The sequence below is a fragment of the Pseudomonas capeferrum genome, assembly GCF_013523055.1.
Classification (GTDB): Bacteria; Pseudomonadota; Gammaproteobacteria; order Pseudomonadales; family Pseudomonadaceae; genus Aquipseudomonas; species Aquipseudomonas capeferrum_A.
On sequence record NZ_JAAMQM010000018.1, the window covers coordinates 57,041 to 73,216 of the forward strand.

The 16,176-nt window shown below is 62.0% G+C and carries 17 protein-coding genes; 6 read left to right on the top strand and 11 right to left on the bottom strand.

Annotated features, from left to right (window positions below; all coding sequences use genetic code 11):
* From G7009_RS19995 to phoB, 3 genes are all read right to left on the bottom strand, one after another.
* Complete coding sequence (locus tag G7009_RS19995) at window positions 1–1,341, bottom strand: hemolysin family protein (RefSeq protein WP_181131825.1); 1,341 nt, start codon at window positions 1,339–1,341, stop codon at window positions 1–3.
* 113 nt (window positions 1,342–1,454) lie between these two features.
* On the bottom strand, window positions 1,455–2,729 hold the full coding sequence (phoR, locus tag G7009_RS20000; RefSeq protein WP_375139566.1) for a phosphate regulon sensor histidine kinase PhoR: 1,275 nt from the start codon (window positions 2,727–2,729) through the stop codon (window positions 1,455–1,457).
* A 181-nt stretch (window positions 2,730–2,910) separates the two neighbouring features.
* Entirely contained in the window at window positions 2,911–3,600 is a 690-nt protein-coding gene (gene phoB, locus G7009_RS20005; RefSeq protein WP_003253341.1) for a phosphate regulon transcriptional regulator PhoB, read from the bottom strand.
* A gap of 149 nt (window positions 3,601–3,749) precedes the next feature.
* Between phoB and G7009_RS20010 the strand changes: the two genes are divergently transcribed.
* The gene (locus G7009_RS20010; RefSeq protein WP_181131826.1) at window positions 3,750–4,118 is read left to right on the top strand and encodes a COG4315 family predicted lipoprotein; all 369 of its coding nucleotides are present in this window, start codon (window positions 3,750–3,752) and stop codon (window positions 4,116–4,118) included.
* 73 nt (window positions 4,119–4,191) lie between these two features.
* Here G7009_RS20010 and ubiA read toward each other — a convergent pair whose 3' ends face one another.
* Window positions 4,192–5,082, bottom strand: a complete 891-nt coding sequence (gene ubiA, locus G7009_RS20015; protein WP_181131827.1) for a 4-hydroxybenzoate octaprenyltransferase — start codon at window positions 5,080–5,082, stop codon at window positions 4,192–4,194.
* Window positions 5,082–5,648: a chorismate--pyruvate lyase family protein gene (locus G7009_RS20020; RefSeq protein WP_219856693.1), complete on the bottom strand. Its 567-nt coding sequence runs from the start codon at window positions 5,646–5,648 to the stop codon at window positions 5,082–5,084. The genes ubiA and G7009_RS20020 overlap by 1 nt, the downstream gene beginning before the upstream one ends.
* Before the next feature lie 140 nt (window positions 5,649–5,788).
* Here G7009_RS20020 and G7009_RS20025 point away from each other — a divergent pair, with 140 nt between their 5' ends.
* The 4 genes from G7009_RS20025 to G7009_RS20040 all read left to right on the top strand — a co-directional run bounded on the left by G7009_RS20025 (window position 5,789) and on the right by G7009_RS20040 (window position 8,440).
* The gene (locus G7009_RS20025; RefSeq protein WP_181131828.1) at window positions 5,789–5,956 is read left to right on the top strand and encodes a rubredoxin; all 168 of its coding nucleotides are present in this window, start codon (window positions 5,789–5,791) and stop codon (window positions 5,954–5,956) included.
* A 34-nt stretch (window positions 5,957–5,990) separates the two neighbouring features.
* Window positions 5,991–7,139 (top strand): NAD(P)/FAD-dependent oxidoreductase, encoded by a 1,149-nt coding sequence (locus G7009_RS20030; protein WP_181131829.1) that lies wholly within the window; start codon window positions 5,991–5,993, stop codon window positions 7,137–7,139.
* A 189-nt stretch (window positions 7,140–7,328) separates the two neighbouring features.
* Window positions 7,329–7,676, top strand: coding sequence for an HU family DNA-binding protein (locus G7009_RS20035; protein WP_181131830.1), 348 nt, complete (start codon window positions 7,329–7,331; stop codon window positions 7,674–7,676).
* A 383-nt stretch (window positions 7,677–8,059) separates the two neighbouring features.
* Entirely contained in the window at window positions 8,060–8,440 is a 381-nt protein-coding gene (locus G7009_RS20040) for a helicase (protein WP_181131831.1), read from the top strand.
* On the opposite strand, the gene G7009_RS20045 is transcribed toward G7009_RS20040, so the two are convergent.
* From G7009_RS20045 to exbB, 6 genes are all read right to left on the bottom strand, one after another.
* Complete coding sequence (locus G7009_RS20045; protein ID WP_181131832.1) at window positions 8,437–9,840, bottom strand: aminoacyl-tRNA deacylase and HDOD domain-containing protein; 1,404 nt, start codon at window positions 9,838–9,840, stop codon at window positions 8,437–8,439. The genes G7009_RS20040 and G7009_RS20045 overlap by 4 nt on opposite strands.
* A 70-nt stretch (window positions 9,841–9,910) precedes the next feature.
* Entirely contained in the window at window positions 9,911–11,989 is a 2,079-nt protein-coding gene (recG, locus tag G7009_RS20050; RefSeq protein WP_181131833.1) for an ATP-dependent DNA helicase RecG, read from the bottom strand.
* Window positions 11,990–11,992: 3 nt separating this feature from the next.
* Window positions 11,993–12,919, bottom strand: coding sequence for a hydrogen peroxide-inducible genes activator (locus G7009_RS20055; protein ID WP_181131834.1), 927 nt, complete (start codon window positions 12,917–12,919; stop codon window positions 11,993–11,995).
* A gap of 93 nt (window positions 12,920–13,012) precedes the next feature.
* Window positions 13,013–13,747 (bottom strand): energy transducer TonB, encoded by a 735-nt coding sequence (locus G7009_RS20060; protein ID WP_181131835.1) that lies wholly within the window; start codon window positions 13,745–13,747, stop codon window positions 13,013–13,015.
* A complete protein-coding gene (gene exbD, locus G7009_RS20065; RefSeq protein WP_181131836.1) occupies window positions 13,744–14,172 on the bottom strand; it encodes a TonB system transport protein ExbD in 429 nt (142 codons plus the stop codon). Before exbD ends, G7009_RS20060 begins: the two co-directional genes overlap by 4 nt.
* 3 nt (window positions 14,173–14,175) lie before the next feature.
* Entirely contained in the window at window positions 14,176–15,150 is a 975-nt protein-coding gene (exbB, locus tag G7009_RS20070) for a tonB-system energizer ExbB (protein WP_181131837.1), read from the bottom strand.
* A gap of 166 nt (window positions 15,151–15,316) precedes the next feature.
* Here exbB and G7009_RS20075 point away from each other — a divergent pair, with 166 nt between their 5' ends.
* The gene (locus tag G7009_RS20075; RefSeq protein ID WP_181131838.1) at window positions 15,317–16,174 is read left to right on the top strand and encodes an SDR family oxidoreductase; all 858 of its coding nucleotides are present in this window, start codon (window positions 15,317–15,319) and stop codon (window positions 16,172–16,174) included.
* Window positions 16,175–16,176 lie beyond the last annotated feature (2 nt).

Genomic DNA, 16,176 nt, shown 5'->3' on the forward strand with positions numbered 1-16,176 from the left:
TCAATCGAGCTTGAGCACCTTGGCCAGGATGATCTTCGGCCCTTTCATCTTCTTGATGATGATGCGCAGGCCTTCGACTTCCAGCACTTCCTCTTCCTCAGGTACCCGCTTGAGCGTCTCGTAGACAAGCCCGGCAAGGGTTTCCGCTTCGATATGGTCAAGGTCGACGCCCAGCAGGCGCTCGACCTTGAACAAGGGCGTATCGCCACGGACCAGCAGCTTGCCCGGCTGATAGGCGAGCAGGCCGCGCTCGGCCTTGCGGTGCTCGTCCTGGATATCGCCCACCAATACTTCCAGCACGTCTTCCATGGTCAAGTAGCCGATCACGTTGCCATCGGCTTCCTCGACCAGCACGAAGTGCGCACCCCCTTTACGGAACTGCTCCAGCAACTGGGACAGTGGCATGTGCCGGGAAACGCGCTCCAGGGGTCGCGTCAGGTCATCGAGGTCGAGCGTCTCCGGGTTGTGGTCCAGGTCGGCCAGTTCCAGCAGCAGGTCCTTGATATGCAAAAGACCGGTGTACTCACCGCGCTCGGCGTCATACACCGGATACCGGCTGAACTTGTGGCGACGGAACATCGCCAGGATTTCCCGCAGAGGGGCATGTGCATCGAGGCTGATCATGTCCTCGCGGGAGTTGGCCCAATCGACTACCTCCAGCTCGCCCATTTCCACGGCCGAGGCCAGCACACGCATGCCTTGGTCGCTCGGATCCTGGCCGCGGCTGGAATGCAGGATCAGCTTGAGCTCTTCGCGGCTGTAGTGATGCTCGTGATGGGGTCCGGGCTCGCCTTGGCCGGCAATGCGCAGGATACCGTTGGCGCTGGCATTGAGCAGGTAGATGGCCGGGTACATCATCCAGTAGAAGAGGTACAGCGGCACGGCGGTCCACAGCGACAGCAGCTCCGGCTTGCGAATCGCCCACGACTTGGGCGCCAGCTCGCCGACCACGATGTGCAGGTACGAGATCACGAAGAAGGCGACGAAGAAAGAAACCGCCTTTATCAACTCGGGTGTGTCGACGCCCATCGCCGCCAGCAAGGGCTCGAGCAGGTGAGCGAATGCCGGCTCGCCTACCCAGCCCAGGCCCAGTGAGGCAAGGGTGATGCCCAACTGACAGGCCGACAGGTAGGCATCCAGCTGGTTGTGCACCTTGCGCAGGATGCTGCCACGCCAGCCATGCAGCTCGGCGATGGAATCCACGCGTGTCGAGCGCAGCTTGACCATGGCGAACTCGGCGGCGACGAAGAAGCCGTTCAGCAGCACGAGAACCAAGGCAAAGAGGATCATGCTGAAATCGGCGAACAGGGAGGTGAAGCTGATACCAGGGGAAGGGTCCATGATGGAGTTTTACGGGGTCCGTCTTCAGAAAAAGGTGATGAGGCAGTGCCAGTATGAACTGGCACGAGAAAGCCAATGTAGCGGCTGAAGTCGTAAATGCAAAGAGCTGTAGCTCAGGAGAGCCTGGCAGTGGCGATCTGCGTAGGCGGAAAATGGCAGGTGAACGTGCTGCCGTGCCCTGGCACGCTGCTGATCTCCAATCTGCCGCGATGGCGCAACAGCACATGTTTGACAATGGCCAGGCCCAGGCCGGTGCCGCCGGTATTGGAGGCGCGGCTGGAGTCGACGCGGTAGAAACGTTCGGTCAGGCGCGGCAGATGCTTGGCGTCGATGCCCATTCCCGAATCCTGCACGCTCAAGTGCGCGCCCTGTTCGTCGGTCCACCAGCGAATCCGGATCTGGCCTTCGTCCTGGGTATATTTGACCGCATTGAAGACCAGGTTGGAAAAGGCGCTGCGCAGTTCAGCCTCGCTGCCCCTGAGGTGCACATTGGGGACCGCTTCCAGGGAGATATGCTGGTTGCGTTGGCCGGAAAGGGCCTGCGCATCGCTTCGGATCGACTGCAACAAGGCGTCTATCGGTACCGGCTGGCTCTCGGAGGGATAGTCGGTGGCTTCAAGCTTGGCCAATAACAAGAGGTCGTTGAGCAGGGTCTGCATCCGGCCACTTTGCTGGTGCATTTGCTGCAGCGCGCGACTCCAGCGTGGATTGACGTCTTCGACATTGTCGAGCAGCGTTTCCAGGTAGCCCATGATCACCGTGAGCGGAGTCCGTAGCTCATGGGAAACGTTGGCAACGAAGTCCTTGCGCATCTGCTCCAGCTGGTGGATGCGCGTCACATCACGCACCAGCATCAAGTGCTCGTTGTTGCCATAACGGGTGATGTTCAGTTGCAGGCGCAGGCGATCGTTGATCGGGGAGGGGATCTCCAGGGGCTCGACATAGTTCTCTTGCTCGAAATATTCCTTGAAGCGCGGGTGACGGACCAGGTTGGTCACCGGCTGTCCGCCGTCCTGGGGTGTCTTGAGGCCCAGCAATGTTTCCGCGGCGCGGTTCCACCACTCCAGGTTGCCATCGCTGTCGAGCATGATCACGGCATCACGCAGGGCCGCCGTGGACTCCTGGACACGGTCGATCACCGCTTGCAGGCGTCCTCGCACGCGCTGGTCGCGACGCTGGAGATGGTAGATGCTGTCGAACACCTCGCCCCACAGGCCATAGCCATCCGGGGGAGCCTGATCAGGCTGGTGATTGCGAAGCCAGTCGTGCAGGCGCAGCAGTTGTTTGAGCGTCCAGCCCAGATAGATTGCCAGCCCGACGGCCAGGCTCCAGCCGTAGTAGCCGCTGACCAACCCGCCAAGCAGGCAGAGGGTAATCAGCACAAGCATGTGGCGAATCAGCGTCGCGTACCAGTTCTGGTTCAATTTCAGTCCTTAGGATCTGCCGCGCTTGGCAAGCGGACAGCCTGCAAGGTCAAGCGGATCGTGGTGTGGCTCCGTCGTTCGATCTGGATGACGACTATGAGGATCGACGACGCGCTGGCCTGGGCTTCGCGTTGCCGACTGGCCCTCAGCTCTTGGTCGAAAAGCGATAGCCGGTGCCCCGGACCGTCTGCACCAGGTTCTCGTAGGCCTCGCCCAGCGCCTTGCGCAAGCGTCGAATATGCACATCCACGGTACGTTCTTCCACATACACGTTGCCGCCCCAGACCTGATCGAGCAATTGGCCACGGGTATAGGCGCGCTCCTGGTGGGTCATGAAGAACTGCAACAGGCGGTATTCGGTCGGGCCCATCTCGGCGGGCTTGCCGTCGATGGTCACCCGGTGGCTGATCGGATCGAGCAGAAGGCCGCCAACCTCGATGGGAGCTTCGCTGTCACTGGGGCCGGTGCGCCGCAACACAGCCTTGAGCCTGGCGACCAGTTCGCGGGGCGAGAAAGGCTTGGTGATGTAGTCGTCGGCGCCGACTTCCAACCCCTGAATCTTGTTGTCCTCTTCACCCTTGGCGGTGAGCATGATGATCGGGATATCGCCGGTAAGCTCATCACGCTTGAGTCGACGGGCCAACTCGATGCCCGAAGTCCCTGGCAGCATCCAGTCGAGCAGGATCAGGTCCGGTTTGCGGTCGACGATGATGGCATGTGCCTGCTGCGAATTTTCCGCCTCGAGGCAGTCATAGCCGGCCATTTCCAATGCAACGGCGATCATTTCGCGAATGGGCGCTTCGTCGTCAACGATCAGAATGTTCCTGCCAACCATGCTCAAACCTCTCCTAATATGCGTTGTCTTGGCCCGCATTAGATAACGGAATTATTGCAGTCGTGTGACAGATCGGGACGCGCCATGGCGACATTCCTGGGCTGAACTAGGCTTTCAATCCCAAGCCCACGGTAAATATGGTGATTCCAATGACACGACAGACGCTGAACTGGATGACGCTTTTCGCGGTGCTGGCACTACCGGGCATGGCCTTGGCCCAGCCTGCCGAAGAAAAGGGGGGAGTCTGGGTCGACGACGATGGCATGACCTTGTACACCTTCGACAAGGACCAGGGGGCCAAGTCGATGTGCAATGGTGAATGCGCCAAGAACTGGCCGCCGCTGCTGGTCAAGCCGGGGATGGAAGCCGAAGGCGACTGGACGCAGATCCGCCGTGACGACGGTGCCATGCAGTGGGCCTATGATGGCAAGCCGCTGTATACCTTCATCAAGGATAAGAAGGCGGGCGACATGACCGGTGACGGCATGAAGGAGGTCTGGCACGCCGCCAAACCTTGATCCCATACAAGCCGCTTCTGGTTCGCACAACGGTAGTCGAGCCAGTCAGGACAGTCGTGCTCGGGTCGTTGCATCAGCGCAACGTGTAATCCAGCACCACGCCGATGAATATCAGCAGTCCGGCCCAATGATTGTGCAGGAAGGCCTTGAAGCATGACTCGCGGTCCAGGCCGCGGGTCGACCAGAACTCCCAGACAAAGCACAGTACGGCGGCGAACACGCCGAGATGGAACCAGCCGCCCAGTCCGAAGCGAGTGCCGGCCAGCAGCAGGCAGGCCAGCGACAGCATCTGCAAGGTCAGGATGATCGTACGATCCGCCTTGCCGAACAGGATGGCGGTGGATTTCACGCCGATCTTCAGATCGTCGTCGCGATCGACCATGGCGTAATAGGTGTCGTACCCCACGGTCCACAGCAGGTTGGCGATGTACAGCAACCAGGCGCTGGGCGGCACCTCGCCGTTCGCGGCGGTGAAGGCCATCGGAATGCCCCATGAATAAGCCGCGCCCAGCACCACTTGCGGGTAGTAGGTATAGCGCTTCATGAACGGATAGCAGAACGCCAGCGCCACTGCGCCGAACGAGAGCCACACGGTTTTCGCGTTGGTGCACAGCACCAGCAGAAAACTCACGCCGACCAGGACGGCGAACAGGGCCAGCGCCTCACGCGGCTTCATTCGTCCGCTTGCGAGGGGCCGATCGGCTGTGCGCTTGACGTGACCGTCCACCTTGCGGTCGGCATAGTCGTTGATGGTGCAGCCAGCGGCACGCATCAGCACCACACCGAGACCGAAGATGAGCACGTTGGCCAGGGTCGGCGAACCTTGTCCGGCGATCCACACGGCCGACAAGGTCGGCCACAGCAGCAGATAGATGCCGATCGGCCGGTCCATCCGGCTCAGTTGAATGAAATCCCAGGCTCGTGGGTGAAGCCGGTTGAGCGACTTGAGCAACTGCAGATACATCAGGGAGCCTCCTCGGCGGCCGCCTGCCACAGCGCCGGCAGGAATACCTCGGCGACGAGCAGGTTCAGGCCATCACGCTCGAAGCGCGAACGTCGCCCCCAGAGACTTTCGAGGGCGATTTCGGTGGCTGGCAACCACGCCTTGGGATACTCGCAGACCTCGATGGGGTGACGAATGAATGCCTGGTCACAGAAGAGCAATTCTCCCAGCGAGCGGCTGCCCAGGGTTTCCAGGTCGAGGCCTCCCTGCAGCAACGCGGCACGCGACGCTACACTGCGCGCGAAGACCCATGGCTGGCCGTGGCCGCGCAAGTGGACTTCGCGCACCCATCCCTCCTCGCCAGGAGCCAGGCCGAGCGCCTGGCACTCGTCCGCGCGCAGTGCCTGCCATCCTTCGAAGAGCGGGGTGACGGAGAAATGATTGCGGGACAGTCGTGTGAGGCGACGGGTCAAGGAACCCTGGTCGAAGAGCCAGTCCAGGGTTGCCGGGTCGACGCCAGGCGCCAGCTTCTGATACGCCAGCCAGGTGACAGCGGCGGTTTGCAAAGATTCGTACGGCACGTTCATAGGCTGATACAGGCCAAAGAGGCGGCGAGCTTAGCATGATGCCGCGGCTGCTTGCATACTGCTGCGGGGGCCAGTAAAACCCTGGCTTGATGGTCGCCCGCAGAGCGATCGCGCCCCCGAGCCGGTATGAGGAGTGTGTGATGAAGAAGTGGCAGTGCATCGTGTGCGGTCTGGTTTACGACGAGGCCGAAGGATGGCCGGATGACGGTATCGCGCCCGGTACCCGGTGGGAAGACGTGCCCGAAGACTGGGTATGCCCCGATTGCGGCGTCGGCAAGAGCGATTTCGAAATGATCGCGATCGGCTGATCGCGTCTTTTACCCTGTAGAGAGGAAGCACGACATGACGTCTCCCGTAGTGATCGTCGGCACTGGCCTGGCGGGCTACAACCTGGCCCGCGAGTTCCGCAAGCTCGATACCGATACGCCCTTGCTGCTGATCACCGCCGACGACGGGCGCTCCTACTCCAAGCCGATGCTCTCCACCGGCTTCGCCAAGCTCAAGGATGCCGGAGGGCTGTGCATGGCCGAGCCCGGCGCCATGGCCGAGCAGCTCAATGCCGAGATTCGTACCCATACCCGCATCAGCGGTATCGATCCAGGACACAAGCGCCTGTGGATCGGCGAGGAGGAGGTGTTCTACCGCGACCTGGTCCTCGCCTGGGGCGCGCAGACCGTGCGCGTGCCGATCGAAGGTGACGCCGACGACCTTGTCTTCCCGATCAATGACCTGGAGGACTATGCCCGCCTGCGCGCCATCGCGGCTGGCAAGAGACGGATACTGATCCTGGGCGCGGGGTTGATCGGCTGTGAGTTCGCCAATGACCTGAGCCTGGGTGGCTATGAGGTCGAGGTGGTCGCGCCTTGTGAGCAGATCATGCCCACCTTGCTTCATCCCGCCGCCGCTGGTGCGGTCCAGTCCGGGCTGGAGGCACTTGGCGTACGCTTCCATCTGGGGCCCGTGGTCACTCGCTTGCAGCGCAATGGCGGGGCTCTCGAGGCGCTGTTGTCGGACGGCGGCAGCATCGCCTGCGATCTGGTGGTGTCGGCAATTGGTCTGCGACCGCGCACGGATCTGGCGGCGGCGGCGGGACTGCAGGTCAATCGAGGCGTAGTGGTCGATCGCCTGCTGCAGACATCGCATGTCAACATCCATGCCTTGGGTGATTGCGCCGAAGTCGAGGGCCTCAACCTGCTGTATGTCATGCCTCTGATGCAATGCGCGCGAGCCTTGGCCCAGACCTTGACCGGAAACCCGACGCGCGTGGCGTACGGGCCGATGCCGATCACGGTGAAGACCCCCGCGTGCCCTCTTGTGGTTTCCCCACCGCCTTTCGGGCACGAGGGTACGTGGCGGGTCGAAGGCCAAGCGCCCGATCTCAAGGTGCTCTGTCATGGCGCCAATGGTGCGTTGCTGGGCTATGCGCTCACGGGCACTGCCGTGATGGAGAAGCTGACGCTCAATCGACAGCTGCCACCACTGATGGCCTAAGCGGCTTACCTTCTGTCGTAAATGCCGGGTATTTGCAGCCGTGTTGGCCGTCCTGATACTAGCGCGGCTTCGATGAGCGTGCCATTCTCACTTCCACCTACCGCAGGTTAGAGCCTGCGGCGGCTTGATGCCGCTCCTGGGGAGCGGCACGGCATAACAACAAGAACCCCGTCAAAGAGGCTTTAACCCATGCGTAAACCTGATCTCGTTGGCGTCATTGCCGAACAGACCGACCTGAGTAAGGAAAAGGCCAGAGAAACGCTCGACGCCATTCTCGACTCGATCACCAAAGCGCTCGGCAAGAAAGACTCTGTCACTCTCGTGGGTTTCGGCACCTTCGAGCAGCGTCACCGTGGCGCACGTACCGGCAAGAATCCCCAGACCGGTGAGCCCGTGAAAATCAAGGCAAGCAATACCGTCGCTTTCAAGCCCGGTAAACTGCTCAAGGAAACCGTCAATCCTGTCGCCAAGTCCGCATCACGCGAGGAGAGCGCCACGCCTGCCGCCAAGGCAGCGCCGCGCAAGAAGAGCAAGTGATTCGTCTGCCTTGAGGCAGACGAGCCCCCAAGCCGATTTCGATTGATTGGAGGAAGGGCTGGAGCTTTTGGGCTGCAGCTCGATTCGTTCAGTGTTTCCAGTCTTCTTGAGAGGCTGATGGTCCTGTCGCGGGGCAAGCCCGCTCACCACCTGAAATGTATCGCCGCTACGCCGCGCACCGGTGGCGAGCGGGCTTGTCCCGCGACAGGGCCATCAGCCCCTCAATAAAGCCCAAAGACTGTACAAATCAATCAGCATCACCACCCATAGCGCCTCAACCTCGCTTTGTGGTCATTACTTAGCCAATAATGATGCCAAAGCCACCTCGCGACCAATTAAGGGATAAACTGCGAAAACCAGTCATTTTCCGTCAGGACGTCTTGATGAAGTTTCGCTTTCTCCTTTGGGCCCTGGGTTTGTTGATGGCCCGTGCCAGTCGCACCAACGCTGCCTTCCAGCAGCAACTGCAGGGCAAGGACCTGGTCTTCCAGATGCAGACATTGGACGGCAGGATCGCCCGTCACTTCATCGTCAAGGACATGCGTGTAAGCAGCAGGCGCGGCATGCATTCAGCCCCAGCCTTCGCTATCGCCTTCAAGGATGCCATCTACGGGTTCGCCACCCTGCAGGCCGATAACAAGCAGCTCGCCTTCATGCAGGGGATCCAGGAAAAGAACATCCAGATCAAGGGCAATCCTGCCTTGGTCATCTGGTTCCAGGGCCTGATGAAATACCTCAAGCCCAGGAAAAAAAACCGACCTTAGTGGGAGGTGTTGAACTGCGAAGCCAATTCGCGCAGCAGGGCTTCGGCGTCCAGCACCTTGCCAACCACCTGCTCGGCCTTCTCGCGGGTTATGCCGAGACGTTCGAGCAGAGCGTCAGGGATAGGCATTTCCGGTCCTGAGCCGATACCCCGCGCGCGCAGCAGGCGAGTCGCGAGGCACACCAGGTTGGAGAAGGCTGAATACTCTCCATCGTAGGCGGCATCATGCTGGAAGCGCAGTGCGGTAGAAAGCTCCTGCGGCATGTCCCAGACCCCCATCAGCCAGGCACCGATCTGCTCGCGACTGATACCCAGCAGGTGCTGCTCGATATAGGTATGGCTCAAGTGCGGATTGACCTCGAGATGCCTGCAGATCAATGAGAAGTGCGGCGGGAAGACGTGCGCGAGCAGCAGGTAGCCGAAGTTGTGCAGCAGACCGGCCAGGTAGGTCAGGCCTGCCTCGGGGCGCTCCGCGCGAGGCATGGCGCGGGTCAGACCCTCGATCACCGCGGCGGTGTAGATCGATTGATGCCAGTAGGGTGTGGCCTGTTGCGGATGATCCTTCGGCAGGCTCAGGGTCTTGCCCAGTGCCAGGCCAAGGGCCAGGTTGATCACCAGGTCAAAGCCAAGGACACGGACGATGGCGTCCTCCACCGAGCGGATCTTGCCCGGCGAAGCGTAGTAGGGTGAAGCCGCCCAGCTGACCACTTGGGCCGCCAAGGCCGGGTCGGTCTCGACCACTCCGGTGATATCGTCGATGCTCGCATTGGGGTCCACGCGCAGCTTTATGATCTTCTGCGCGGTATTCGCCAGTGGTGGAATCTCGATGGTCTGCTCCAGGCGTTGCTGGATTCTACGAGCGGTAAAGGCCTGGACCGCGCGGGTGATCTCCCGGGGGTCATCATCCGGACGATCGAGATTCGGCCGAATGTCCTCGAGCTCTTCGCCGAAGCTGCCTGCACTGGCCTTGCGCAACAGGTGCTTGAAGTCCTCGGACTCGATTCGCAGCAGCAGCCCGGTCTCGCCTGACTGGATCAGCAAGGCACTTTCCTTGAGCAGGCTTTTCTCGTAGAGGCAAGGCGAGCTGGTCAATGCCGGGATACCGGGCAACGTCTTGAGCGAGTGCTTGTCCAGCATGTGCTTGAGGCGAGCCAGCGGTACGGCGACGAGCCTGCGACCGGTGAGCTCGGTCAGGCGCTTGAGGTCCAGCAGTTGGCTCTGTGGAAACAGCACCATCAGCGCACCGACTTCATCGTCGAGCAGGACCGCCTGGACCCGGGTGGCAGGCGGCAGTTGCGGGTGTTCGGACACCTCGGTGAAGGCGATGCCGAGCCTTTCGAGCAACAACCGGATGACAGACGGTACGTGGGGGGTTGCGGTGCCCAGGGCAACTTCAGTCATGGTCTGTATCCAAATTCGTATCAGTCAATTTTGTCAGCCTGCTCGGCAAGCTGGATGCATGGCGCGCGCGTCACACTTGTCCATATTGCTGGCCGTGGCGTAGCCAGCGATCGAGCAATGGGCTGACATGATCGGGCCAGCGAGCCAACAGCGCCTGGGCGGCATCGCGTACGGCCGGGAGCATGTCGGCATCGCGCATCAGGTCTGCAACCTTGAACTGTAGCAAACCCGTCTGCCGAGTCCCGAGCATCTCGCCCGGACCGCGCAATTCGAGATCCTTCTCGGCGATGATGAAGCCGTCGTTGGTTTCCCGCATGATGCCCAGGCGCTCGCGCCCGATCTGCGACAGGGGCGGTTGATAGAGCAGCACGCAATGGCTGGCGGCGCTACCGCGTCCGACACGCCCACGCAACTGGTGCAATTGCGACAGGCCCAGGCGTTCTGGGTTCTCGATGATCATCAGACTGGCATTGGGCACGTCCACGCCAACCTCGATCACGGTGGTGGCGACCAGCAACTGCAGCTTGCCTTCTTTGAACTCGGCCATCACCGCGGCCTTCTCCGCGGGTTTCATGCGCCCGTGGACAAGCCCCACGCGTAGCTCGCCCAAGGCGCTGCCGAGGTCTTCATAGGTGCTTTGCGCCGCCTGACAGGTCAGCTCTTCGGATTCCTCGATCAACGTACAGACCCAATAGGCCTGGCGCCCTTCGGCGCATGCCGCGCGCACACGGTCGACCACTTCGAAACGGCGGCTGTCGGCGACCAGCACCGTATTGACCGGCGTCCGGCCAGGCGGCAGTTCGTCGAGGACCGAGGTATCCAGATCGGCGTAGGCACTCATGGCCAGGGTCCGCGGGATAGGCGTCGCGGTCATGATCAGCTGGTGCGGACACTGCTCGCCGGCCACGCCTTTCTTGCGCAGGGCCAGGCGCTGCTGCACGCCAAAACGATGCTGCTCGTCGATGATCGCCAGTGCCAGGTGCTTGAACCGGACTTCCTCCTGGAACAAGGCGTGAGTACCGACAACCATGGGTGCGCCGTTGGCGATTTGCTCGAGCGCAGCTACCCGTGCCTTGCCCTTGAGCTTGCCGGCCAGCCACGCGACCTCGATGCCCAGCGGCTCCAGCCAGCGCTTGAAGGTGACGAAGTGCTGCTCGGCGAGAATTTCCGTAGGCGCCATCAAGGCCACCTGATAGCCGGTTTCCAGGGCTTGCAGCGCTGCAAGCGCTGCGACCACGGTCTTGCCGGCGCCGACATCGCCCTGTACCAGGCGCATCATCGGCTCCCGCTGACTCAGGTCGTAGGCGATCTCGTTCCCGACCCGCTGTTGCGCGCCGGTGGGCGTGAAACCCAGGTTGGCCAGGTACTGGGCCGGCAGGCGGCTGGCCTTCGGCAATACCGGAGCGCGCAAGGTGCGCAGGCTTTCACGCAGGCGCTGCTGGGACAGCTGGTGGGTCAGCAGTTCTTCGAACGCCAAGCGATATTGTGCCCAATGGCGGCCTTCGGCGAGTTCGTCGAGATCGGCATCCGGCGGCGGGTTGTGCAGGTAGCGAATCGCGTCGGCCAGAGGCGCCAGCTCATAGTCCCGAGCGAGCTCGTCCGGCAACCAGTCCGGCAGACTGCGCGGTTCCAGCTGGGCAAGGCTCTGCTGGCACAGCAGGCGCAAGCGTTGTTGGGTCAGGCCTTCGGTGCTCGGGTAGATCGGCGTCAGCGTCTGTTCGACCGGTGGCGCGGGTTCGCTGCCATTAAGGGCGCGGTATTCCGGATGGTAGATCTCAAGGCCCGAGGCTCCAGGACGGGCCTCACCGTAGCAGCGTACGTGAGTGCCACGCTTGAGGCCTTCCTTCTGCGCATTGCTGAAGTGGAAGAAGCGCAGGCTGATCACCCCAGTGCCGTCCCCCAGGCGCACCACCAGGCTGCGTCGCCGCCCCATGACAACGTCCGTCCCACTCACCACGCCCTCGATCACCGCATCCTGACCGGGCCTCAAGGCGCCGATGGGCACGACGCGGGTACGATCCTGGTAGCGCAGGGGCAGGTGAAAGAGCACATCCTGAAGGGTTTCCAGCCCGACCTTGGCGAGTTTTTCCGCCATGGCCTCGCCGACCCCCTTGAGCGCGGTGACGGAGACTTTCGACAACTCGCCCATGGCTCAGGCCGACTGTTCCGCGGGTGGCTTGGCCACCGAGCAGAGACGGATGGAATCGGCGAGGATCTCGATGGCCTTGGGCCGCGGGAAGCTGGCACGCCATGCGATGGCCACGGTGCGGAAGGGCGCCGGCTGCGTCAATGGGCGCACCTCGATGATGCCTGGAGCATAGTGATGGCTGTGTACGGCCGACAGCGGCAGGATGGATACCCCAAGCCCGGAAGCCACCATATGGCGGATGGTTTCCAGCGAGCTGGATTCCACGGTCGTGTGCTTGGACGCTTCGCTGCCCTTGGTCAGCGTCGGGCAGGCCTCGAGAACCTGGTCGCGGAAGCAGTGGCCCTCTCCCAGCAGCAACAGGCTCTTGTCATTGAGCAGGCTGGCGTCGATGGTCTGCTTGGCGGTCCAGGGGTGTTCGCTAGGCATCAGCACGTAGAAGGGTTCGTCGTACAGCGGCAGGGTCAGCACATCGGCTTCGTTGAACGGCAGGGCGATGATCACCGCGTCCAGTTCGCCGTTGCGCAGCTTGTCGCGCAGGATGTGGGTGAAATTCTCTTCGATGTACAGCGGCATCTGCGGGGCCACCCGGTGCAGCTGGGGAATCAGGTGCGGGAAGAGATAGGGGCCGACGGTGTAGATGGCGCCGACCTTGAGCGGGGCGGTCAACTGGTTCTTGCCGGCCTGGGCCAGCTCACGAATGCCTTGAGCCTGCTCCAGCACCTTTTGTGCCTGGGCCACGATGCTTTCACCGACCGGGGTCAGTCGCACTGCGCTCTTGCTGCGTTCGAAGATCAGTACGCCAAGCTCGTCCTCAAGCTTTTTCACACCGACCGACAAGGTCGGTTGGCTGACATGGCAGCGTTCCGCGGCGTGGCCGAAGTGCTGCTCCTGGGCGAGGGTGACGATGTAGCGTAGTTCGGTGAGGGTCATAACGTGCGTCCATGAAGTTGCAGCCCCAGGATAGCGGCTGCAATCGATAGACGCACGTTATCAGACTTGCCGATAGCTGGCGGAAACAAAGTGTCAGCGTCTGTCCAGCGAGTAGACGAAAGGAGCTACCACTTCGATACTGCCGTTGTTCAACAACTCCCGAGGCGGCTTGGGCACCGGTTGAGCCCTGCGGATCATTTCCATCGTTGCCCGATCAAGTGCCGCGCTGCCCGAGCCTCCGGCCAGGGAGTAGGAGAGGATCTTGCCATCGGCGTCGACCACGAAGCGCAGGCGATTGATGCCCTGCAAGCCACGTCGACGCGCGTCTTCCGGGTATCGCTTGTATTTCGCCAGGTGGCGCAGCAGATCACTTTGCCAGGTCGGCAGGGCGTTGCTGTTGGACGCGATGCTCGGAGCCGGCGCCGCCGCCTTTTGCGGTGGCGTATTGTTTGGCGGTGTATCCGCTACCTGCTCGGTCGGTGGCGTCTCTCGCGGCGGCTCAGGCTTTTTCTCGGGCTTGGGCGGCTGCGGCTTGGCTTTCGGCTTCGGCGGCTTGGGTATGGCAATTTTCGGTTTAGGGGCTTCGACCAGCTTCGGCAGCGGCGGCTCTTCGACCGGCGCTGGGGGCTGGGGTACGACCTTGGGTGGTGGAGGTGGCGGTGCGGGCTCGGGCAGTGGCGCCAGTTCGACCATCATGGCCGCCGGAGGCAGCTCGATGGCCTGGGGCACCGACCGGTCGAAGATCAGCAGCACGGCGATGGCATGGATACCCAGCACCATCGCCAGACTGCCGCCGTAACGCGCCAGATTATGCCGCGTCTTCGTCATTTCTTGGCTGCCGTCTCTAGACCCACCAGACCGACCTTCAGATAGCCGGCCGCCCGCATGTTGTTCATCACTTCCATGAGGTCACCATAGTCCACGCCCTTGTCTGCCTGGAAGAAGATGGTGGTCTCCTTGTCGCCTTTGGTCCTGGCATCGAGCATTGGGCCGAGCTGGTCGGGCTGGCTGACCAGGTCGTCACCGATATACAGCTTCTGGTCGGCCTTGACGCTGACGAACACTGGCTTCTCGGGCCTTGGCGCCGGCTTGGCGGTCGAGGCGGGCAGATCGACCTTGATGTCGACGGTCGCCAACGGCGCCGCCACCATGAAGATGATCAGCAACACCAACATCACGTCGATGAAGGGCGTGACGTTGATTTCGTGGTTCTCGGCGAGATCGTCGCCACCTTCGTTAAGATGCAGGCCCATGGTTTACCCCACTTTCACCATGTGCGGAGCGGTACGCTCGCCGGACTGATGGTCCAGGTCGCGACTGACCAGCAGCAACACCTGTGCCGAGGCGTCGGACACCTGCGCCTTGTAACCCGCGATGGAGCGGGCGAAGACGTTGTAGATGACGACCGCCGGAATCGCGGCAACCAGGCCCAGGGCGGTTGCCAGCAGGGCTTCGGCGATGCCGGGGGCGACCACGGCAAGGTTGGTGGTCTGGGTCTTGGCGATGCCGATGAAGCTGTTCATGATGCCCCATACGGTACCAAACAGACCGACGAACGGAGCAGTGGAACCAATGGTCGCCAGCACGCCGGTGCCATTGCTCATGTTGCGGCCGCTGGCAGCCACCAGGCGCTCTAGGCGGAAGCTGACGCGTTCCTTGATGCCTTCCTTCTCACGGGTGTTGGCCGACAGGCGCATTTCTTCCAATGCATCGTGAACCAGCAGGTGGGCCAGAGTGCCTTCCTTGCTGGAGGCTTCGCTGGCTTCCTTGAGGCTGGCGGACTTCTTCAGTGCGGCGATCTCGCCACGCAGGCGGCGTTTGGCCCCCAACAGCTCGAAGCCTTTGGCGATCCAGATGGTCCAGGTGATGATGGAGGCGATGGCCAGGCCGATCATGACGATCTTGACCACGATGTCTGCGTTCTTGTACATGCCCCATGGCGACAGGTCATGGGCCATGCCGAGCGTGGTGTCTTCGACCAGCGCTTCGACGTTTTCGCCGGCAGGCGACTGGGCGTCGGCGGGGGCCGGAGCAGCAACGGCGGGCGTGGCGTTCGTCGGCTGAGCGCTCGGGGTAGCAGGTGCGGCGGCAGCGACAGGCGTATTGGCAGCCGGGGCCACTGGCTCATCGGCCATGGCAACGGGGGCCAGTACCAGGCTGAACATCAGCGCGGCAATGGCGCTCCATGCGCGCGGCTTGGTTGGCGAAGCGGAGGGTTGAATACGTGTCATGCTGGCCGGACCTGCTGAAGAATTATAGGTGGAAGTTCCTCGCGGCCTCGAAACGGCCGAGAACAGACAGGCGGGCATTATTGCAATTAATTCTTGTTAGCAGAAGTAATAAAGTTGCTTTTTTTACGATTTGGCCCGCCATTGATCGATTCACAAGGAGTTATTGATGTCAGACCTTTTTGCCTTGATCGTAGGTTGCGGCGATGTCGGAGGGCGTCTGGCCAGCCGACTACTGAACAATGGATGGACAGTCCAAGGCTTGCGACGCTCGGTCGAGCAGCTCCCGACCGGCGTGCTGCCGTTAGCCGCCGATCTCCGCGACCCTCGCTGTCCGGACGCGTGGCCATCACGTGCCCCCGACTATCTGGTGTATTGCGTAGCCGCCAGCCAGCATGACGAGCCGGGCTACCAGGCGGCCTATGTCGATGGGCTTCGCAATGTCCTGCGCTGGCTGGACGAAAAGCGACAGCGCCCGCGTCGAATACTGTTCGTCTCGAGCAGCAGCGTCTATGCCCAGCAGCAGGGCGAGTGGGTCGACGAGACCTCCGCTACCGAACCTGCGGGCTATTCGGGTCGGATCATGCTGGAGGCCGAGCGGCTGGCGCTGGCGAGCGGCATACCCGGCACGGTGGTACGCCTGACCGGCATCTACGGGCCTGGACGAGAATGGCTGTTGAGCCAGGTGCGTCAGGGGTATCGGGTCGCCGAAGAGCCGCCGCTGTACGGCAATCGTATTCATGTCGAGGATGCGGCGGGACTGCTCGAGTTCATCCTGCGGGTCGATGCCCGTGGCGAGGCATTGCAGAGCCATTATATCGGTGTGGATGACGATCCCGCTCCGCTGGCCGATGTGGTCGCATGGTTACGGGCGTACCTGGGCGTTACGCAATGGTCGGATCAACAACGTGTACGGCGTACCGGCAGCAAGCGCTGCAACAATGCGAGGGCGCGGGCGCTGGGTTGGATTCCGCGGTATCCAAGCTTTAAGGATGGCTATGCCGCCATCCTTGAAGGACGTGACTGAGA